This is a genomic window from Microbulbifer sp. ABH2_005 (genome assembly GCF_056160005.1).
Genome location: NZ_JBSWWI010000001.1, coordinates 1,388,429 through 1,408,587, shown reverse-complemented (window position 1 = coordinate 1,408,587; position 20,159 = coordinate 1,388,429). Strand labels below are relative to the sequence as shown.

At 50.0% G+C, this 20,159-nt stretch carries 19 protein-coding genes; 5 read left to right on the top strand and 14 right to left on the bottom strand.

What is annotated here, in order from left to right; genetic code table 11:
- Positions 1–32: 32 nt before the first annotated feature.
- Entirely contained in the window at positions 33–560 is a 528-nt protein-coding gene (locus tag ACXAFI_RS06240) for a TetR/AcrR family transcriptional regulator (RefSeq protein ID WP_475108090.1), read from the bottom strand.
- A 172-nt stretch (positions 561–732) separates the two neighbouring features.
- On the opposite strand from ACXAFI_RS06240, the gene ACXAFI_RS06235 reads away from it, so the two are divergent.
- Positions 733–1,128 (top strand): YchJ family protein, encoded by a 396-nt coding sequence (locus tag ACXAFI_RS06235; RefSeq protein ID WP_475108089.1) that lies wholly within the window; start codon positions 733–735, stop codon positions 1,126–1,128.
- Here the strand turns inward: ACXAFI_RS06235 and ACXAFI_RS06230 are convergent.
- Together ACXAFI_RS06230 and ACXAFI_RS06225 are read right to left on the bottom strand one after the other, a co-directional pair.
- Complete coding sequence (locus ACXAFI_RS06230) at positions 1,125–1,349, bottom strand: hypothetical protein (protein WP_475108088.1); 225 nt, start codon at positions 1,347–1,349, stop codon at positions 1,125–1,127. The two genes, ACXAFI_RS06235 and ACXAFI_RS06230, sit on opposite strands and share 4 nt — an antisense overlap.
- Before the next feature lie 149 nt (positions 1,350–1,498).
- The gene (locus ACXAFI_RS06225) at positions 1,499–2,707 is read right to left on the bottom strand and encodes an RtcB family protein (protein ID WP_475108087.1); all 1,209 of its coding nucleotides are present in this window, start codon (positions 2,705–2,707) and stop codon (positions 1,499–1,501) included.
- Positions 2,708–3,071: 364 nt separating this feature from the next.
- Here ACXAFI_RS06225 and ACXAFI_RS06220 point away from each other — a divergent pair, with 364 nt between their 5' ends.
- A complete protein-coding gene (locus ACXAFI_RS06220; protein WP_475108086.1) occupies positions 3,072–3,908 on the top strand; it encodes a pseudouridine synthase in 837 nt (278 codons plus the stop codon).
- A 109-nt stretch (positions 3,909–4,017) separates the two neighbouring features.
- On the opposite strand, the gene ACXAFI_RS06215 is transcribed toward ACXAFI_RS06220, so the two are convergent.
- From ACXAFI_RS06215 to ACXAFI_RS06190, 6 genes are all read right to left on the bottom strand, one after another.
- Positions 4,018–5,280, bottom strand: coding sequence for a patatin-like phospholipase family protein (locus ACXAFI_RS06215; RefSeq protein ID WP_444919378.1), 1,263 nt, complete (start codon positions 5,278–5,280; stop codon positions 4,018–4,020).
- 167 nt (positions 5,281–5,447) lie between these two features.
- Positions 5,448–6,461, bottom strand: coding sequence for a YhdH/YhfP family quinone oxidoreductase (locus tag ACXAFI_RS06210; protein ID WP_475108085.1), 1,014 nt, complete (start codon positions 6,459–6,461; stop codon positions 5,448–5,450).
- Between the two features lie 54 nt (positions 6,462–6,515).
- Positions 6,516–7,667 carry a protease SohB gene (gene sohB, locus ACXAFI_RS06205; RefSeq protein WP_475108084.1) on the bottom strand — a complete coding sequence of 384 codons (1,152 nt, stop codon included), beginning with the start codon at positions 7,665–7,667 and terminating at the stop codon, positions 6,516–6,518.
- A 48-nt stretch (positions 7,668–7,715) separates the two neighbouring features.
- Complete coding sequence (locus ACXAFI_RS06200) at positions 7,716–8,366, bottom strand: cation/multidrug efflux pump (protein ID WP_444919381.1); 651 nt, start codon at positions 8,364–8,366, stop codon at positions 7,716–7,718.
- Positions 8,367–8,411: 45 nt separating this feature from the next.
- Positions 8,412–9,227, bottom strand: a complete 816-nt coding sequence (nudC, locus tag ACXAFI_RS06195; protein ID WP_444919382.1) for an NAD(+) diphosphatase — start codon at positions 9,225–9,227, stop codon at positions 8,412–8,414.
- Between the two features lie 20 nt (positions 9,228–9,247).
- The gene (locus ACXAFI_RS06190; RefSeq protein WP_475108083.1) at positions 9,248–10,957 is read right to left on the bottom strand and encodes a FimL-related protein; all 1,710 of its coding nucleotides are present in this window, start codon (positions 10,955–10,957) and stop codon (positions 9,248–9,250) included.
- A 375-nt stretch (positions 10,958–11,332) separates the two neighbouring features.
- Between ACXAFI_RS06190 and nhaB the strand changes: the two genes are divergently transcribed.
- Positions 11,333–12,868, top strand: coding sequence for a sodium/proton antiporter NhaB (gene nhaB, locus ACXAFI_RS06185; protein WP_152454081.1), 1,536 nt, complete (start codon positions 11,333–11,335; stop codon positions 12,866–12,868).
- Between the two features lie 111 nt (positions 12,869–12,979).
- Here the strand turns inward: nhaB and dnaQ are convergent, their stop codons facing one another.
- From dnaQ to ACXAFI_RS06170, 3 genes are read right to left on the bottom strand one after another with little or no spacing between them, the layout of a single operon-like run.
- Complete coding sequence (gene dnaQ, locus ACXAFI_RS06180; protein ID WP_152454082.1) at positions 12,980–13,708, bottom strand: DNA polymerase III subunit epsilon; 729 nt, start codon at positions 13,706–13,708, stop codon at positions 12,980–12,982.
- Positions 13,709–13,727: 19 nt separating this feature from the next.
- The gene (gene rnhA, locus ACXAFI_RS06175; protein WP_226647515.1) at positions 13,728–14,159 is read right to left on the bottom strand and encodes a ribonuclease HI; all 432 of its coding nucleotides are present in this window, start codon (positions 14,157–14,159) and stop codon (positions 13,728–13,730) included.
- 51 nt (positions 14,160–14,210) lie between these two features.
- Positions 14,211–14,999, bottom strand: coding sequence for a class I SAM-dependent methyltransferase (locus ACXAFI_RS06170; protein ID WP_475108082.1), 789 nt, complete (start codon positions 14,997–14,999; stop codon positions 14,211–14,213).
- 234 nt (positions 15,000–15,233) lie between these two features.
- Between ACXAFI_RS06170 and gloB the strand changes: the two genes are divergently transcribed.
- Complete coding sequence (gloB, locus tag ACXAFI_RS06165; protein WP_152454084.1) at positions 15,234–16,016, top strand: hydroxyacylglutathione hydrolase; 783 nt, start codon at positions 15,234–15,236, stop codon at positions 16,014–16,016.
- 201 nt (positions 16,017–16,217) lie between these two features.
- Positions 16,218–17,774 (top strand): LysM peptidoglycan-binding domain-containing protein, encoded by a 1,557-nt coding sequence (locus tag ACXAFI_RS06160; RefSeq protein WP_475108081.1) that lies wholly within the window; start codon positions 16,218–16,220, stop codon positions 17,772–17,774.
- A 99-nt stretch (positions 17,775–17,873) separates the two neighbouring features.
- Here the strand turns inward: ACXAFI_RS06160 and ACXAFI_RS06155 are convergent, their stop codons facing one another.
- The gene (locus tag ACXAFI_RS06155; protein WP_475108080.1) at positions 17,874–19,757 is read right to left on the bottom strand and encodes a SurA N-terminal domain-containing protein; all 1,884 of its coding nucleotides are present in this window, start codon (positions 19,755–19,757) and stop codon (positions 17,874–17,876) included.
- Positions 19,758–19,876: 119 nt separating this feature from the next.
- The gene (locus tag ACXAFI_RS06150; protein WP_010132873.1) at positions 19,877–20,149 is read right to left on the bottom strand and encodes an HU family DNA-binding protein; all 273 of its coding nucleotides are present in this window, start codon (positions 20,147–20,149) and stop codon (positions 19,877–19,879) included.
- Positions 20,150–20,159 lie beyond the last annotated feature (10 nt).

Below are 20,159 nucleotides of genomic sequence, written 5' to 3'. Positions count from 1 at the left end.
TTCGTCATCCAAAAGCGTGTTTAAGAAAAAAATCAGGAGAGATCTGCAGAAAGCATCAACAAACGTTCACGTAAGCGGTCGAGCATCGGATCTTCAGGCTCCACAACACCCAACACGCGCCCAAAGAACAAACCTTGGGCAGCGAGAATTAACAGTTGCGCCAGTTCGGGGTCTTTATAGGTTCGGGAGATTTCACTCCGAAGCTCCGCTTCCTTTATTTTTACAGGTTCGAGAAGCGCCGGGTCTTCGGCTACTGCCGCAATTAGCGATCGTGGCAACCCCTCGTCATCTTCCATTAGTTCGAAAATGGAACTCAATCGACAGGTCAGCAGGTCACCGCCCGCCTTAGCACAAGACTCAGCAGTGGCATCCTCCCTGGCAATCGCCGACTCCAACATCGCCTTAAGAAGTGACTGCTTGGTCCTAAAGTGGTGGATTAGACCACCTTTACTCAGCCCGCACTGGGCAGCCACTGCATCCAGAGTGAGCTTACGCGCGCCCTTCTCTCGAACCACCTCTTCGGCAGCGCGAACAATGGCAGATTTATCAACTCTCGACACATGACCTCCCGGACACACCCAACAAACCAACCGGCTGGTCGGTATCTTAGCGTTCCCCTGAAAAAGGTCAAGCTATGCTACCCTCTGTCACCGTCAAGCAAGGTTAATAAGTGTTTACGAAACCACGATGACCGAATGAACGAAAATTCCCGGTTCTGCTATGGAGTTATTTATGACGGATCATACCTGCCCCTGCGGCTCAGGTAAGAAGTTTCAAGGTTGCTGCAACCTCTACCTCTCGGGGCAAGCCTATCCCAATACTGCAGAGACTCTAATGCGCAGTCGTTACAGCGCTTATGCGATGGGGAACCTGGCCTATTTGCGTAAAACCTGGCACCCAGACACTTATCCCGATCTTTCCCAAGAGGATCTGGAAACCCAGTGGACCCGCTTGGAAGTCATCAAGACTAAACCTGGTTTGAAAAAGTCGGTGGTGGAATTTAAGGCTTGGTATTCAGAGAATGAGCAAGAACATGTAATTCATGAAGTATCCCTGTTCAAGCTTTACAAAAAGAGATGGGTTTACCTGGAGGCGCTCCCCGGTTGGCCAGAAGAAGGCAAAAATTAACAACCGGTAAGAATCGGCGGAAACATACAGCTAGCCACAGCTACAAGCGGGGAAATATCGCGGGAGCCTTTCCACTCCCGCGCCTCCCTCCTCATTTTTTGCTTACCAGCAAAACGCTCTCCTGACTTCGCCTTCACATGAGCGCCGCCCTTGCCCATTAATGGGTTACGGGCAACATAATTACGGAATTTCTTAGTCGTCTTAGGTGGGATTTTTTTCATTAATATTCTCCTATTTCGAAACATTTGGCAGCCAAGTACCAAAAGTGAAAATATTTTCCTAGAAGTTTCGGCCAATTAACCGACCTATGCTTCATCAAATAACAACTCCTACAAATAGCGCCTCCTAATAGTTCCTACCAACAAAAATCCTAACCCTTAATACATATCACCTGACGCAGTGTATGCTCCACTTCAACAAGATCTGACTGATTATCCATAACCCGGTCTATATCTTTATAAGCCGCCGGAATCTCATCGATCACTCCCTTGTCTTTACGACATTGAACGCCCCTAGTCTGCTCTTCAAGATCCTGCCGGGTAAATCTCTGGCGTGCCGCGGTACGACTCATTTTACGGCCAGCGCCATGGGCGCATGAGTGGAACGATTCAGCATTCCCACGCCCACGCACAATATAGGACTTAGCACCCATTGAGCCCGGAATAATTCCCAACTGATCTTTTTTCGCACTGATCGCCCCTTTACGGGTTACAAATACATCCCGTTCAAAATGGCGCTCGCGCATCACATAATTGTGATGGCAGTTAATTGCCTCACTGGTCAGGGTAAATTTTGGCAAGTGATTTTTCAGGCAATTCAAAACCAGCTTCATCATCTCCTGCCGATTGGTTCGAGCGTACTCCTGGGCCCAATTTACCGCCTGGATGTAATCCTCAAAATGGTGGTTACCTTCGGAAAAGTAAGCCAAGTCTTTATCTGGCAGATTATGCATATGCCCCGTCATATCCTTTCGAGCCAACTGAATAAAGTGCTGCCCAATGGCATTGCCAATTCCTCGGCTGCCTGAATGCAGCATCACCCAAACTGCATTGTTTTCATCCAAACAAATTTCAATAAAATGATTGCCGCCACCCAGAGTCCCCATCTGGGTAACCCAGGTTTTCTGCGGCTGATGCAGCTTTTTCAAAAGCCCAGGATGCTTTTCAAACAACCTATCCACACCGGGAGCTAAAAGTTTGCAGGCAGATTCCCTGGCACTGATCATCTTGTGACGACCCTGTCCAATGGGTACTTTCACCTCAATGGCCTCCCGCAATGCTTTCAGGTTGTCTGGCAACTGATGGGCATGTAACGAAGTTCGCACTGCATTCATTCCGCAGCCTATATCCACTCCTACCGCCGATGGGATTACCGCGCTCACTGTTGGAATGACCGAGCCGACGGTTGCTCCCTTACCCAAATGCACATCAGGCATTGCTGCCACGTGCGAGTGGATGATGGGTAACTGAGCGATATTTTTTAGCTGCTGTAAGGCCTGCGGCTCGATTTCATCAGTATATATTTTTACCGGCACACTACCTTGCGGTGCATTTTTATTTAGCACAATTTTTACAGGCATATAGAGTCCTTGGATTGACCCAATAAATCAGTAAAAGCTCTCCAAAGCCCTAAACAAAAAAGCCCCGGCAAATGCCAGGGCTCTAGAGGATTCTGGCTTGAAAAGCTCAATTGCTTTTCAAGCTGAAGTACATGAAAAGCGATTAAAAAAACAGGTTGTTAGTATCCACATTTCGCATTTCATGACCCCTTCGTGGCTGCGTTCCACGTTTAAAAGAAGAATACTTAATAAAAAAATATGCCAGCACCAAATACTTTCTAGCCAGCAATGAAATCTACTGCGAAGTTTATTGCCTAGCCCTAGGATGTCAACCTAAATTTAGATTTCTTGTTGGTATTTTTTTCTTGCAGGCATCCACCGATGCATGAATCACCAATGCCGACCAAAATTTTTAAATGCAATCAACGCCCCACAGCAATACACTAGGCGCTCAGCCAAAGCGCTTTTATCAGATCGAACAATGAGCTGTGAACCAGAAATAATCTTTGAAGACGAACATTTACTTGCTGCTTACAAGCCCGAAGGTTGGCTCGTTCACCGCTCAGAGATAGACCGCCGTGAGACGCGTATTCTCCTGCAATACTTACGCGATCTTAGTGGTTATCATTTATATCCGGTACATAGGCTAGACAAGCCTACATCCGGAATCATCATCTTTGGTAAGAGCGGTGAAGTCGCCGCCCGGTTACAGCAACAACTGGAAAGTGAATATTCTCTTAAACAATATCTTGCCGTGTGTCGTGGTTATTGCCCCGAGCAAGAGACCATCGATTACCCACTCCCTCCAGTAGCAGACTTTAAGCATCAAAGAAAACGCCCCAAATCCGAACTCCCCCGCCAAGAGGCCATTACCCTTTTTCGCAGACTTGCCACCGTGGAGTTACCCTATGCAGTAGACCGGTATCCTACCAGCCGTTATTCACTGGTAGAGGTACAATTAAAAACCGGCCGCCGGCATCAGATCCGAAGACATTTCAAGCATATCCAACACCCACTGATTGGCTGCCCCAAATACGGGAAGTCTTCCCACAACCGATTCTTTTCCCAACAATTTGATTGTAAGCGACTACTTTTACACGCTGTAAGATTAGAGATAAGGCACCCCGTGAGCGATACATTACTAGCATTACGAGCTGAGCCACGTGGAGAATTTAAAAAACTGATGGAATTACTGGATTGGAGCGAAGCAATAAATCATTGAATCAAGGGTATTGAATCTTAAAAGAGACGAGCAACACAATCACAACGATTCTCTGTTTAGATTAGAAAAAATGAGTACCTTTGAGGCCCCTTTACGAAACCAAAAGATGCTAGGAAATATCTCCCTGCCCGATCTGATCCTCTGTTCCTTTCTTTCGGACCCCGAAGAGACCTTTTCGCTCAACCTCAAGCCTGGGCTGCGGCCTCAAAAAATAACGTAATTTATCTTTCTCCCACATTGCGTCCTGGTAACCGAGTTCTATCAATTCTTCGATATAAGGCCTCTCAAAAAGCAAATAACTCGCCGCAGAGACCCCGCCTCCAGAACGGGTTGCCCCGGTGGAGCGAAACAACCAGCGCAACGCCGGCGGTAGGTACTTTAATTTTCTCCCTCCCAGCCTGGCCAGACTCTGTGAGGGTTCAATTACGACTGATTCCACCGGTCGCAGAGGGGACAGATCCGCAAACTTATCTTCATCGACAGAATCCAGCAAGGTATTGACCCGATCCATATGCTCAAGGTCACCCTCCAAGCTGTCAATGAAAGCCGCATTGAACCACTGAGCGGCAATTTGGGCCATTGAAGGAGAGTGAACCTGGTTATCGCTACGTCGACTGCCCCAGTGAACTGGCGACCGGTTATCGGAAACACCAACAATAAAAACCCGTTTGGCACCAAGATGCAGCGCTGGACTAATAGGTGCCATCTGGCGAATTGCACCATCGCAGTAATAAATATCATTGATTTTTACTGCGGGAAATATTGCGGGAATTGCTGCAGAGGCCAACAAATGATCTACGGTCAACTGCGTGGAAATCCCGAAACGGCGAAAGCGTTGCCAGCTTCTTACGCCATCGGCAGCCTGATAAAAGCTTACCGATTCACCTTCGCTATAGGAAAGCGCATTAATACAAGTTGCATGCAGGTGGCCCGCATCTATATTTTTTTGGATATTATTAAAATCGATTACATCCCCGAGTAGCTTACGCAAAGGGGAATTATCGAGTAGTGCGAGAGGTTTTTGTCGACCCACCCCCTGGTTGAACAGTGACCGACTGATCGACAACAAGTTACTAAAAAGGCTAAACCAGCTGGTGCGATACACCCGCTCCACACTCAGGCTCATCCACACAGAGCACATGCTCTCAATCGCTTCTTTAAATGTGCCAGGATGGGCCGCCAACATCATGGCATTCATAGCGCCAGCTGATGTACCACAAATGATTCTAAAAGGCCGGGGATTATCTTCGGGCACCACTTCAGCCAAGGCTTTGAGAACACCAGCCTGATAAGCGGCACGGGCGCCGCCACCCGAGAGCACTAACGCACTGTTCTGAACAGGAACCAGGGACTTTTCGCTACCTTTAGACACTGTAATCTTCCAACAGAAACAGGCTATAAATCATGCTATTGGCTTTAAGGCTATTGAAAAGCACAAGCACAGACAAATACCATTACTTATATACAGTGAAACAGGACAATCAATCACCAGCCCGGTCGCAGTTATTCAGGAAGCCTCTGAACAATTCCGCAATGTCTCTAAAGAGCCATATTGACAACGTAGCGACCAATACCATGCCCTCGGTGGAGCCGTGCAAGGAATTCCGGCGCCTGCTCTAGTGATATATCCTCAGCAATAAGTTTTAACTTGTCACCGATATACCAAGGACCAGCCAACTTTTGCCATACAGCGGATTTTTTCTCTATTGGCAACTCCACACTATCGACGCCCAGTAGACTGATGCCGCGCAAAATAAAAGGGAAAACGTTGGCATGAAACTGAGCACCAGAGGCCATACCGCAGGCCGCCACGCCACCACCATACGCCAGAGATTTCACCACATTGAAAAGTGTTTCTCCGCCGACGGTGTCTATTGCCCAAGCCCATAAAGGCTTGGCCATAGCCTTATTGGCAAATGGCGCAAGAGTATCTCGATCAAGAACCTTCCAGGCACCCAATTCGGTGAGGAAGTCAGCCGCTTCAAGCTTGCCTGTAACCGCAGCTACACGAAAGCCCAACTTAGCGAGGAGAGCGACCGCAATTGAGCCCACCCCACCTGTAGCGCCCGTGACCAATACCTCACCATCTTCTGGTGTAGCACCGGCTTCCAAGAGGCGGTCAACACAAAGGGCAGCAGTGAGCCCCGCAGTGCCCAGTGCCATTGACTCCCTATTGCTGAGCCCTTTTGGAAGAGGCAGCGCCCATTCACAAGGGATAGCAATAATTTCCGAGAGCCCACCGGGCGTATTCATGCCCAAATCATAACCTGTGACCAGCAATTCGGCACCTAGGGCAAAAGTACCACTGTGGTCTTCTAGCACCGTGCCAACCGCATCTATCCCAGGAGTATGCGGATACTCTCTGGTAATACTGCGGTTGCCAAATGCAGACATGGCATCCTTATAATTCAAGGAAGAATAAGAAACGCTAAGTAACAAAGGATTGCTCGGTAAATCACGAATGTGTCGATTTACCAGAAGCTGGTCAAATTTCCCGGCGGCAACCTCTTCCGCACGAATCGCTCGAAACTCCCTGTCCAGAAAGTTTTTCATGCCTGCATTATCCTAATGACAGATTTTCCGTTAGGTTGCCCTATCAGCATTCCATTACTGAGCGTGGTGACGCCAAGCGGTTAATTTTGAGAATAGACGTGTCAAGGCCGACTCTACACCTGCCTCAGCTGCCAATCCCATTTTCTTGGCGATATTTTTCTTTTCTTTATATTCCACCTGGAACAGGTCCGCATGTTTTGCACAATCTGTCAGGTATTCATCGGAGGTTTTCAGCTCATCCACCAGCCCCATTGCGAGGGCTTTTTGTCCGAACCAAACCTCTCCTGTCGCCACCTTGGCGACATCGAGTTTGGGGCGATATTCGCTGATAAAGTGCTGGAAAAGTACGTGTATTTCCTCCAGATCACTCTGGAACTTCTCACGTCCCTCTTCGGTATTTTCCCCAAACATAGTGACTGTGCGCTTGAATTCACCTGCAGTGAAAAGCTCATAGTCCACATCGTGGCGTTTGAGCAAGCGATTAAAGTTAGGCAGTTGCGCCAATACACCAATAGACCCGAGCATAGCGAAAGGCGCAGCAAGAATTCTATCTGCCACACAGGCCATCATATAGCCTCCACTGGCCGCAACCTTATCAACCGCAATGGTGAGCTGAATGCCCGCACTTCGGACCCGGGCCAACTGACTTGCCGCTAATCCGTAATTGGCCACCATTCCCCCAGGGCTTTCCAAGCAAAGCAATACTTCATCACCCGCTTCAGCCACTTGTAGAATAGCGGTTATTTCCTCACGCAAGTGCGATAGGCCACTGGCTTTGATGTCACCATTGAAGTGGGTTACGAAAATGCGCTTGCGTTCATCCGTCGAGTCAGCAGCTTTTCCAGTCTCTTCAGAAGCTGTATCTCTCTGTGGCTCTTTTGTCTCAGCCACTGAGCTATCTCCCTTGGAGGCTTTCTCTTTCGCCGCTGCTTTATGCCGCTTAACCAGCGCCTTCTCTTCAGCTTTTTTCTCTTTAGCAAGCTGTTTTTTACGCTGATTAAACTCATGTTTTTCCATTAAAGCTTCGAGCAGAGTCTCTTTAAACTGCTCATAGCGATCATTCAAGCGAGTAACACTGATATGTCCCTGTACCCTTTCCTTCAGTTGCTCACGATTAGCAAAAATAAATCCCACCAATATCATCAGAGCTACGATAACGGTAACAATTTTTGCCAAGAAAAGGCCGTATTCAATTAAAAATTCCACTTATACTCCAGATTGCTGCCATGCAATTTTGATAATTATTAAGCCGCCCTACTGCCAGCCATCTAAGGCAGAGGTCGCCTGCTGATTTAATGGACGCGCCAATAAGCCACCGTGACTGATACGCACTTCGTAAACTGCACCATCTTCCATGGGCAAAAAGGTTGCGCTTCCATAAACCGCGTCAACGAAAGGCAGATTTTTATCAAAGCCACGCACAAATTGCCAAATATCGACGCCATAATTGGTGCCATCAATTTGATGTACAGAGCGTTCACGAATTCGTTCATCTTGCAAAGTAAGGTAGCGGCCGCTCAGGCGATCCAATCGGTAAGCAGGTTCAATACCCCAGCGCGCCAAAGGCCCTTGCCACTTCAGCATACGAGCATCCAGCTGCCATTGGTCACCGTATAATTCAAACTTTTGCGAAATACCATCGGCATCAGAAAATTTCACTTCAAACTGCTGCTCAGCAATTTTTCTAAATGACACGATGCCAACACTGTGCTCATTGGCTAGATTTCGATAGCTGTATACATCTGCTGCAACCAAAACGATCCAGAGCGCTAAACCAAAAAAAACCAGCCCAACAGAACCCCGCAAAAACCCCATCACCCAAGTGCCCCCCAACAACACTCTCGCGCCCCAAAAAACGAGGAGCAGCGCTACTATAGCTATTAGGAAGGTAATCACGATATACATGTCGATATTTAACTCCTCTCTGCTAATTCTGTAGGAACAGAAGGTTTACGACTTCTTTCCAGCTGTCATTAAGTTGGAAAAGGTATGGATCAACTGCCCGGATAGAGTTTGCACCGGTGGAATGGCGGGTAGTGAACGATAATGAAACCACTGTGCCTCCTCAATCTCATTCGGATCGGGGCAGAGCTCGCCCCCCTGCCACTCGGCCAAATATCCCAACATCAACTGACCGGGGAAAGGCCAAGGCTGACTGCCGACATACCTAAGGTTTCCAACTTCAAGCCCAACCTCTTCCCTGACTTCCCGCTTCAAAGCTTGTTCAGCGCTCTCCCCCGGCTCGATAAATCCAGCCAGTGCGGTATAAGTGATATTTCTACGATTGGCGTGACGGGCCAGCAGGCATTCCTCCCCGCGGGTCACCAACATAATGACGCAGGGAGAAATTCTGGGATAAACCGTCAACTGACAGTTTGAACAGGTCCTAGCGCGATCAATGGAATGGTAATGTGTTGGCGTACCGCAACGTCCACAAAAACGGTGATCGCGATCCCAGTAGGCGACCTGTAATGCCCGCCCAGCCAGGGCAAATAAATGCTCCTCGGTAGCAGTGAGCAAACTGCGCAGATTGCGCCAGTTGTGCCCCCGAATCTCAAACTGAGCAGATAAAACTCGAACGCCGCAACTGTGGCCGCCTAGCTCACCGAGGTAGTGGCTTGAGATAACAGCCTCAGGCGGCAGCAGACCTGCCTCGTGAATAAACTGATCTCCAATACAGAGAACCAGACCCTCTGCCACAATAATTTGCTGGGAGAACTCCGGGGCTTCCCAAACATTTGCGGCGGGCTCAAAGCGATCTACCAAAAAGTGACTCCTTTCTCCAGCTAGGCCGCTTCTACAGGGCAACCCAGTGCTGCCAGGCTTTCCACCGCAAGATTCAATGATTGAACATCTGCCTGGCGATGCAGTTTTACTTCACCGAGATAGTATTCCAGGCTGATAATCGCATCGGCAAAAATATCCAGCAGCTGCTCAACTTCGGGAGCAGCATCATGCCGATCCACTACGGTTTCCACAAAATTCAGCAACCCCTCAACTACTGCTGCAGCACGGCGAAGGTTGAGTACGATCAAGCCGCCCCGAACGGAATTCAGAGTGGTGGAGACATTGCGAATATGGCCGTGATCAAAGCCTGAATCGGCATAAGCAGCCAGCGCCCTCTTAATTAGGGCAAGTCCCGCTTCGGCCTCCTTAAGCACCGCAACTTCAGCCTCGGCCAGTTGGCTGTGCTCAAAAGCAATATCAGCGTGACCGTATTCATCGAGGTCAATACTGGTGCTCTGTTTCAAGGCTCGCACAGTGCTGTCCACCATCAAGACTTGGCCTGTGAGTTTCTGTAGCGCGGCGTCTGCAACAGAACCGCCAGCACCGGCTGCACTCTGGTACTCGGCTACGGCATTGCGCAGGCTCTCCCCAATTCGCCGGAAGTTAAGCATTTGCAATGTTCCGGCGACTCTCTGCAAGGTACTGGTGAGGCCATCATCCTCATCAAGACCTGATACGCCGATCATCTCGATATCATCCAACATTCGTCGCACGCTGGACAATTCCTCATCCAGAGCACCGGCAACGGCTGAAATAGCAGTAGCACCGGGGCCGCCGAGGCTTGCCCGCTCTCTTTCCAGCTCATCCTCAGTGTAATCAAGCTCTTCCGCAGAGAAGGCTTTGAGTAGCTTTGCCCCACTTTCATCGGGTCGAGAAAGAGCCAACCAATAGATACACTCTTTTAACAGGATCGGCGGTGCCGGTTGATCCAAAGCCGTATCACACTCTTTTTGCAATGCCCGCAACCAGCGATCAAACATGCTGAAGACCATCACCCGCGAACGGCTGATACGCATTTCAGCAGCAGCCATGCCGCCGAGGGCTGCACCGGCTACCAACCATAGACGCCCATTGGGGCGGCCCGTTGTAATACTAGCGATGCGCTCCAGTGCCCGCGCCATCATGGTAAAAGCCGGCCCCCTGGGCTTGCCGCGTAATAGTGCCAGCAAACCCACTTGGTACATATGGCGAAACCTACGCACAAAACTGCGCAAATCCTCGGACATTACTGCCGATGCCCCTAGGCCAGGTAGCGAGGCACTGAGGTTACAGCGGTAAAAATGGCTCTCCGGCACAGGGGGCTGGGAGCGCGCTGCACGTAAATTATTAATAAAAGGTATTAGTAGTTCGGGGCGGGCGATCGCCCGGCTCTGTACAAAATCAAGATAGCGGCCGAGTACATAAAAGCCCGTACCTAGGGCTTCCATCAGTTCTTCCGTAGGCTGTTGGCGCCCCTCTAAAACCTCGGTTAAAGCGGCGATCTTTTCCTGCGTTAGTAATTCACCCGCGTGGAGTTGCACCATCTGCAAGACCCCACTCACTTGCCTGAGGGCAGAAATACACTGCTCCAGGGACTGTTTCTGGGTGGTATCTGCTGCAAATTTATCCAGGTGAGCGGCAGCATTGTCTATCGCAACAACCAGCTCGTCCTTGACTACATTGACAGAAGTGATGTTGATCTTGCGCAATTCACTTTTTGCCTGCACCACTGCATTCTTCCTGTAACCGAACAAAAAACAACCAACTCAAAAAGAGTAGGCCTAATAAACGGCAATTTATACCAATAGTGAAAAGAGTCCACCTTTCCTCAGACAATTTCCACCGAATATTCGACAAAACTTCTGGCAATAAGGCAACGACCCTTAAATTACTTGAATTTTCCAGAAAACCCAGTAGCGTTTGCTATTTTGATACTTTGATATTTGCGTCTGTACGCATTTTGTTCTTGCGCACAAAAAATAACCAACACTAGAAATATTGCCGCAAGAGGAAGAGACATGGTAACCGGGCAGATCATTGCCATGCACCATTCCCTCCCAAGACTCCAATTTGGCCCAGAACTGGGTAAACCATGGAAGTAAAAGATGAATACCTACAACAATGCAATTACGGCTTCCGGAAACGGTTTTGGGAGAGCCTTTGCTGAGAATTTTCTCGGCGAAGCTCCTGACTGGTACAAACTAACCATCGCCGCCTTCCTGCTATTAAATCCACTCATACTCTATGTCAGCAGTCCCTTTGTCACCGGCTGGGTATTAATCGGAGAATTTATCTTTACCCTAGCCATGGCCTTAAAATGTTACCCGCTGCAACCCGGAGGCCTGCTTGCCATTGAGGCCGTCCTAATGGGTATGACCAGCACCGATGCGGTTTACCACGAAGTGGTAGAGAATATCGAAGTTATTTTGCTGCTGATGTTTATGGTAGCCGGCATCTACTTTATGAAGAGCCTGCTGCTGTTTGTCTTCACCAAGATCCTGATCCATGTAAATTCTAAAAGCCTGCTCTCACTATTATTCTGTGCCGTAGCAGCTGTGCTTTCTGCCTTCCTGGATGCGCTCACCGTAACCGCTGTATTGATTGCCGTTGCTGTAGGCTTTTACTCGGTCTATCACCGGGTTGCATCACAACAACCCCACCACCATCATGGCCACGACCACTCCAACGATGAGCAGGTTGTGGAGTATCACCGCGAGGACCTTGACCAGTTCCGAGCCTACTTGCGCAGCCTGATCATGCACGGTGCCGTAGGCACCGCACTGGGGGGAGTGTGTACCCTGGTAGGCGAACCACAAAACCTCCTGATTGCTGAGAAAGCCAGCTGGGATTTCGTACAGTTTTTCCTACAAATGGCTCCAGTAACCATTCCCACCTTAATCGCGGGCCTTGTGACCTGTGTACTTTTGGAAAAGATCAAACGATTTGGTTACGGCGCCCAGCTTCCTCTCGCAGTCAGGGAAGTTTTAGTGAATTTTTCACGAGAAGAAGAAAGCAAGCGTACCAGCGCACAAGTCGCCGAGCTCTGGGTTCAGGGCATTGTTGCCCTGATGCTGGTATTCGCCTTAGCGTTTCACGTTGCTGAAGTCGGTATTATCGGTCTGATGATTATTGTTTTACTGACCGCCTTCAATGGAGTGGTTCAGGAAGCTCGTATTGGTCACGCTTTTGAGGAAGCTCTGCCGTTTACCGCACTTTTAGTGGTGTTCTTTGCGATCGTTGCAGTCATTCATCAGCAGGAGCTGTTTGAGCCAGTGACGCACTTCGTATTGTCGCAAAAGCCGGAACAGCAGCCGGGTTTGTTATTTGTCGCTAATGGTATTTTGTCCATGATCAGCGATAACGTGTTCGTAGCCACGGTATATATCAATGAAGTTAAATCCGCTCTCCTTGCAGGCGAAATTACCCGAGAGCATTTTGACAAACTAGCCATTGCCATTAACACGGGGACCAATTTACCAAGTGTCGCCACTCCCAATGGCCAGGCAGCTTTCCTGTTTCTTCTAACCTCCGCTCTTGCTCCGTTAATTCGCCTTTCTTATGGCCGCATGGTTCTTATGGCCCTACCCTACACACTGGTGCTCAGCACGGTTGCGCTACTTTGTGTGATTTTCGCACTGTAGGGAGTAACTTGCCGGCTAACAACCAGATTTAACCGGCAGCCTCAAGATGGTGGTCCAATGAAGTGCAGACAACCATCAATAAAAAAGCCCGCAAAGCGGGCTTTTTATATATCACCAGAAATGTTTTCCGGCGGATTTCTGCAGTAGCTCAAGCATGGACAAATGTGCCTCCTGCTCTTGTGCCGAAGCTTGGATCACTGTGAGACGGGGTCGGCTTTGGGATAGCCTGCGGATGACTGCGGACTTGACCTCCCCCTGTGCCTGCTCACCTTCCTCAGAATTCTGTCCATCACCTCCCTGAGCCAAACCTAGATCGGTTTGACCGCCAGTCATCATCAAATAGACGTCGGCGAGTATCTCCGCATCCAGGAGGGCGCCATGCAGATCACGCTGGGAATTATCGACAAAATAGCGCTTACAAAGCGCATCCAGGTTATTCTTTTGTCCTGGATGCTTTTCTCGTGCCAGAGCCAGGGTGTCAAGCACACTGCAATGCGCATTTACATGCTGCCAACGTGGACTGCCCAGCAACTTTAACTCGGCATTGATAAAGCCAACATCAAACGGCGCGTTGTGAATAACGAGTTCAGCGCCCTCACAGAAAGCCATGAAGTCATCGGCAATCTGGGCAAAGACTGGCTTATCCGCAAGAAACTCATTGGTAATGCCGTGAACTTCTATCGCGCCATCTTCAACCTGCCGCTGCGGATTAATATACTGATGATAGTGGCGCCCAGTGAGCTTGCGGTTTTCAAGCTCTACACAACCAATCTCAATAATCCGGTGACCGTTCTTGGGATCTAGACCGGTGGTTTCAGTATCCAGTACAACCTGGCGCATGGTTCACTCCCCGTTAGAATTACAGCTCATCTATACCGCGGTTGGCCAGCTGGTCAGCCCTCTCATTACCGGGATGGCCCGCATGCCCCTTCACCCAATGCCACTCCACCTGATGCCTGGCAACACCTTCGTCTAACTGCTGCCAGAGATCCGCATTTTTTACTGGCTTTTTACTCGCTGTCTTCCAGCCATTCTTTTTCCAGTTGTTGATCCAACCGGTGATCCCCTGCCTCAGGTATTGAGAGTCGGTATGTAAATCAACCTGACAGGGCTGTTTCAGGGCTTCCAACGCCTTAATCGCAGCCATTAGCTCCATGCGATTATTGGTGGTATGAGACTCTCCTCCACATAATTCTTTTTCGTGTTCCCCGTAAACCAGCAGGGCTCCCCAGCCTCCTGGCCCGGGATTGCCGCGGCAGGCGCCGTCGGTGTAGATGGTAATTTGCTTCAAAATCAATGCCAAAAATTGGAACAAAACGACTTCCAGGTGACCTCACCATGGTTATCGCTTCTGATGCTTTTCCCGTGCAGCCACACGAGGGCTTGTAGGTGTTGCCACCAGGGCAGGCTTTCGCTCAGTGCGCCAATCGATCTTGATTGCCCGCACCCGTGCCACTTCTTTGCGCGCGACTATGATGTAAAACCCCCCCCAAGGCAAGCGTAAGCGGGTGGCCAGCCGCTCCATCCAGGCAGTCTTGGCGAGGAGCTCGCGCTGCTGCAATGGCAGGCGAAAAAAGCCTCGATGCAGCTGTTCAGCCTGGAGATCCAACAGATTCATCCAGTCGGCGACTCTGGCCGCGCGCAGCTGGTTACCCTTTTGATAGGCGCCACGGGAAAACAACAAGCGTGACAGACCCAGCAGGGAAAAGGGGTTGAACCCCATCAACAGCATGTGGCCACCAGGTATTAAAACCCTGGCCGCCTCGCGTAAAACCTGGTGAGGATGAGTAGAGAAGTCCAACAAATGATGCAATACCACCACATCAATCGATTCAGAAGGAAGGGGTAACTGCTCCAACTCAACAACGGCCGCCCCCTTCTGCTCAGGGCTCACCGCCAAGCGGAAACAGTGATTAATCCGACTGGAAGCAGCAAAATCCACCGCATCGGTAACCCCCGCCTGCAACAGATGGTATCCAAAGAACCCCTCGATCAGAGGCTGGGTCAGGGCCAGTTGCTGGGAGAGGATCTCTTGTCCCAGACTGCTTGAAAACCAATGGGATAGAGCTGGACTGGCTTTGCCCAGTTGTGATGCTTCTATTGACACTCGAGATCTGGACTTGTCAGTCATTCAGTCTCCTTATTTAATCCCCTTACTGACTAGGTAAAACCAAACTTACAATCCTGGGTTTTTAATAGCCATCTCTTATTAGTGAGTTCTGGGTGTCAGGGAGTTTAACATCACATCAAACTTTCATTTCCAAGTCACCAGGGAAAGCATATAACCTGGTAATTACCCCACTCCACATCTTTCCCTTAATATCCATGGTATCGTTCCAAGATTGAGTTGGCAGGCAGGACTAAGATGCTCTCCGTAACCCCTATACCCGCGTTAAGTGATAACTATATCTGGCATCTTGAGAAAGATGGTGAGCACTGGGTTGTCGATCCAGGTGAGGCTGAACCCGTTATCGACGCCTTACAGGGTAAATCCCTTAATGGCATATTAATCACTCACCATCACTTTGATCATACCGGTGGGATTAAAGCGCTACAGAAACACTATGGATGCCCAGTATTCGGGCCCGAATCCATTAAGGGCGTGACTAATCCAATTGCCGGCGGAAATACTTTTTTACTGTTGGGACTCCCGATGGAGGTCTGGGATATCCCCGGCCACACTCTGGACCACCTGGCAATAATTCTGAAAGAAGAGTCTCCTGACGGCAGCCTGCAACCGCACCTCTTCTGCGGCGACACACTTTTTGCCGCCGGCTGTGGTCGTATATTTGAGGGAACCCCAAAGCAGATGCTCAACTCCCTACAAAAGTTAACCGGCCTGCCAGAACATACCCTCGTATATTGTGCGCACGAATACACTCTCGGCAACCTCCGCTTTGCCCATACCGTAGAACCGGGCAATAGCGCCGTTAGTGAACGGCTGGCCCAGAGCCAAATCCTTCGGCAGGCTGGTGAAGCAACTCTACCATCCACCATCGCTAAAGAGCTGGCAACAAACCCCTTCCTGCGCTGCCATATTGCCGAGGTTGCGCAAAGTGGCGCCCACCACCTAGGCCGGAATACACCTGAGCAACTCGATGAAGTCGAAATATTTGCTAGCTTGCGCGACTGGAAAGACCACTTCTAAAGGGGGGAAGTAACGCCATCAATAAGGCCTGACAACTTATCAACACAAAAAACTGTCTGTTTTTTATCCATCTGCGTTGACCGAAACTATTTCCGCTAATTAGAATCAGAAGGCTATGATCCAATGCTCAGTGTTAGCAAAAAATAAGCGCCCCAGCGCGTGCTGAGCGGGAATTACAAGAATTACTCGCGGATACCAAACATGGTTCACAAGAATTTTGCCGTGGCATTGCTAGCCGCTACGGTTGGCGCCTGCTCGCAAATACCAGAGACTGGCCCATCTCCCGATAGCGAAAACCATCAGGCACAAGAAGCCAGCCCTGCGAACGACCTTGCGCCCCTCTCAGAGAAACCAGCAGAGGCAGCCCTTCCCCCTACAGATATTTGGGAGCGCCTACGCAGAGGATTTCGCCTCAACCACCGCACTGAGGATCCTAAGGTACAGGATTACATTGCCTATTTCTCCCGGAATGAAGGCTATATGTCTCGGGTTACCGAGAGATCACGCCGTTATATTTTTCATGTTGCAGAGGAGTTAGAACAGGCAAATATGCCACTCGAGCTCGCCTTGTTACCAATCGTGGAGAGCGCCTACGATCCTTTTGCTTATTCCCATGCCCAAGCTTCTGGAATGTGGCAGTTTATTCCCGCAACCGGCCGCTCTTTTGGCCTTCAGCAAAACTGGTGGTATGACGGCCGCCGAGATGTACACGAATCCACCCGCGCAGCCGTAAAGTACTTTAAATACTTATACGAGCGTTTTGATGGCGACTGGGAACTTACTCTGGCGGCCTACAATGCCGGAGAGGGCACAGTACGCCGAGCAATCGAGCGCAACCGCCGTAAAGGGCGAGGGACTTCCTTCTGGGAAATCAAGCTACCCCGCGAAACAAAACGCTATGTGCCACAACTACTCGCACTTGCCGAGGTAGTATCACGCCCGGATCATTACAAAATTCCTTTACATGATGTCGCCAACGAGCCCTACTACGCCCGTGTAAATGTTGGCAGTCAGATAGACCTTGCCCAGGCCGCAGAGCTCGCCCAGATCGAATTGGATGAGTTATATCTGCTCAACCCCGGCTTTAACCGTTGGGCGACAGACCCCAATGGTGATCACCACTTACTAATCCCAGTTAAAAGCCTTGAGCACTTTGAGACAGCCCTAAGCGACTTGCCGGTAGAACAGCGAGTTACCTGGGAGCGCTACACCATTGCCCGCGGGGATACGCTCTCTACCATCGCGCGACGCTACCAAACCACCATTACAGCCATCCGCGAAGCCAACAAGCTGCGGAGCAATAATATTCGCGCAGGTAAAACCTTGCTGATTCCCAGCGCTTCCGGCCCTTCAGGGCAATATGCGTACACTGTGGATCAGAGGGTAAAACAACGCCAATCCTCAGGCCGAGGACAGAAATCAAACTATACGGTACAGCCCGGTGACAGTCTCTGGGCAATTTCCCGCAAGTTAAAAGTGAGCGTGAAAGAACTCGCTCACTGGAACAGCATGGCCCCCGGGGATACCTTACGCCCAGGCCGAACACTGGTCGCCTACAACGGAAGCTCAACCAGTAGCAACCGTACCACTCGCAAGCTCTCATACCGGGTGAGAAGTGGCGACTCTCTCTACCGGATTGCGAATAAGTTCAGCATCAAAATCGATGATATTTTACGCTGGAACAAAATCCCCAAGTCGAAATATCTACAGCCCGGCCAACGCTTGACTCTATTCGTCGATAGTGCCCACAACAGCTAGCCCAACGATCTGAAGATACTTTTGTACTAATAAAAAACCCGGCTTTTGCCGGGTTTTTTATTGGGCTAACTGCCAAATTTCACTCTGCCTGTCCTCACTCTACTCCTCCGTAGAACTAAGCTCCACTTTGGCTTGGTCAGATAGGTAGCGACGAATTGCAGCCAGCTCTGCACCACCATTCACGGATGCCAATTGCTGCATCAAGGCCTGGCGCTGCTCCTTACTTTGTTGCGAGAGGTCGCCCGGGCGCACATCACGCAATGCCAGTACAACCTGATTACCACTACTCACACTAAATACCGCCAGCTCCTCAGAATCCGAAGCAGGCGCAGGCAGAGAGAAGGCCTTGCTATTGATCTCAGCGCGCTCTCCAAACCCTCCTCGGCGGGTCTTGTCGCTGGTCTCCAGGGTCAAGCCCTGTTCTTCAGCCAACTCAGCAAAATCATTGCCAGAAGCCAGATTTTCTTTCAGGTTTTCCGCCTTTTTGGCGAGCTGTTCACTGGCCTTATCGCGCTTCAGAACTTCGACAATCTGTTCACGCACTTCCTCAAGAGGGTAGGTGCCAGCAGGCTTAGACTCAGTCACTCGCAGCACCACGGAATGCTCGTTATTGAGATTCAGCACATCGGAAGTGTTGCCATCCTCCATCACTTCAGGTGAAAAAGCGGCTTCCACCACCTGGCCATTTGCCAGTACACCACTACCGTTTGAGCGGGAGAAAAGACCACTGGTTTGCAGCGGGACTCCCAACTCCTCAGCCGGCCCAGACAAACTCTCGGCATTGTACGCCAAGTCCGCCAAGCGGCTCAGCGCATCGAGAAACTCTCTTTCCGCTGCAGCAGTACGCAATTGATTTTCGATAGCAACCTTACGTTCCTCGAAAGTCGGCGGCTCACTCTCCTCTACCTCTAAGAGCTTGATAAAGTGAGTGCCACTATCGGTAGTAACTGGTGATGAAACCTGCCCCACTTCCAAAGAAGCAAGCGCCTCTTCGAAGGCTTGCGGGAATACATCGCCAGTAGTAAAACCGAGATCCCCACCCTCATCACGAGAACCTAGATCCTCAGAGTAGCTCTTGGCCAGCTCTGAAAAGTCCTCACCAGCATCGAGTTTCGCCTGAATTTCGTCCAGCTTTTCCTGATCCGCTTCTTCTAACAGAATATGCGCTGCACGGCGGCGTAGGTCAGAGCCAAAGTTGGCAAGCTCTAGATCATATTGAGCACGGACATCTTCATCTGAGATATCGATATTGGAAGCAAACACTTTTGGGGTCAGCTCAATATACTCAACCGCTACTTGCTCAGGACGCTGGTATTGGCTTTGGTTTTCCTGATAGTACTGCTCAACCTCTGCCTCACTCACTTCTGTGGTAGCCAGTAATTCCTGTACAGGTAACACTACGTAGGAGAAATCCCGCTCTTCCATGGAAGCAGCAACCACCTGCTCAGCATCCACTTTGGTGGTAAAGGCACTGCCGGTAACACTATCCGCATATTGCTGAAGGGACATATCGCCCTCTACAATTTGCGGGAAGCTGGCTGTGCTGTAACCCATGCGGCGTAGAGCATCACGATACAACTGAGTGTTAAAGGTGCCGTCGACCTGGAAAGCCTGGATATCGGTGATCGCTTTATTGACCGCAGCAGTACTCATCACCATACCACTCTCCTGAGCAGCCTGGCGCATTACTGCAGTGGAAATGAGTTGGCGCAAAACCGGCTCGCGCAGCTGCTCATCACTGATCATATCCGCCGGAACATTCTCTCCGTATTGGCTCATGATCATACTGCGGCGGTTTTGTATGGCCCGCTGCAAATCCATATTAGTGATTTTTTCACCGTTGACCTCGGCAACCGCATCGGCGGCACCACCACTGGCTCCGCTAAAAAAATCGATTCCCCCAATGACCATAATGAACCCAAAGAATGCCGCAACAATAATTGCCGCCGTTCCTTTCAGGTTATCGCGCATGGACTGAAGCATGCTCAGCTCCGAAATTTCACTCTAATTGTTCAATTGTTAGCAGATACAAAAAAGGCGTATCCAAAATGACACGCCTCTTTGCACTTCGACTTTTACAAGGTCTCGAAGTTCACCGAAACTTAGTTCACGGCGTCTTTCAGGGCTTTACCGGCCTTGAAGTTGGGAATTTTTGCCGCAGCGATTTCAATCGGATCGCCAGTACGCGGATTGCGGCCAGTGCGGGCTGCACGCTCTTTTACGGCAAAAGTACCAAAGCCCACCAAGGCAACCTGATCGCCTTTTTTAAGCGCATCAGTAATGCTGTCAACCATTGCGTCCAAAGCACGGCCAGCTGCAGCTTTAGGAATATCTGCAGACGCGGCAATTGCTTCAATCAGTTCGGACTTATTCACGCTTAATCCC

Bases quoted from the DNA above. Each gene is read 5' to 3' on its own strand.
- ACXAFI_RS06235 (WP_475108089.1), top strand. From the start codon at position 733: ATGACGGATCATACCTGCCCCTGCGGCTCAGGTAAGAAGTTTCAAGGT.
- ACXAFI_RS06230 (WP_475108088.1), bottom strand. From the start codon at position 1,349: ATGAAAAAAATCCCACCTAAGACGACTAAGAAATTCCGTAATTATGTT.
- ACXAFI_RS06225 (WP_475108087.1), bottom strand. From the start codon at position 2,707: ATGCCTGTAAAAATTGTGCTAAATAAAAATGCACCGCAAGGTAGTGTG.
- ACXAFI_RS06220 (WP_475108086.1), top strand. From the start codon at position 3,072: ATGAATCACCAATGCCGACCAAAATTTTTAAATGCAATCAACGCCCCA.
- ACXAFI_RS06210 (WP_475108085.1), bottom strand. From the start codon at position 6,461: ATGAAAAACTTTCTGGACAGGGAGTTTCGAGCGATTCGTGCGGAAGAG.
- ACXAFI_RS06200 (WP_444919381.1), bottom strand. From the start codon at position 8,366: ATGTATATCGTGATTACCTTCCTAATAGCTATAGTAGCGCTGCTCCTC.
- nhaB (WP_152454081.1), top strand. From the start codon at position 11,333: ATGAATACCTACAACAATGCAATTACGGCTTCCGGAAACGGTTTTGGG.
- dnaQ (WP_152454082.1), bottom strand. From the start codon at position 13,708: ATGCGCCAGGTTGTACTGGATACTGAAACCACCGGTCTAGATCCCAAG.
- ACXAFI_RS06170 (WP_475108082.1), bottom strand. From the start codon at position 14,999: ATGACTGACAAGTCCAGATCTCGAGTGTCAATAGAAGCATCACAACTG.
- gloB (WP_152454084.1), top strand. From the start codon at position 15,234: ATGCTCTCCGTAACCCCTATACCCGCGTTAAGTGATAACTATATCTGG.
- ACXAFI_RS06160 (WP_475108081.1), top strand. From the start codon at position 16,218: ATGGTTCACAAGAATTTTGCCGTGGCATTGCTAGCCGCTACGGTTGGC.
- ACXAFI_RS06155 (WP_475108080.1), bottom strand. From the start codon at position 19,757: ATGCTTCAGTCCATGCGCGATAACCTGAAAGGAACGGCGGCAATTATT.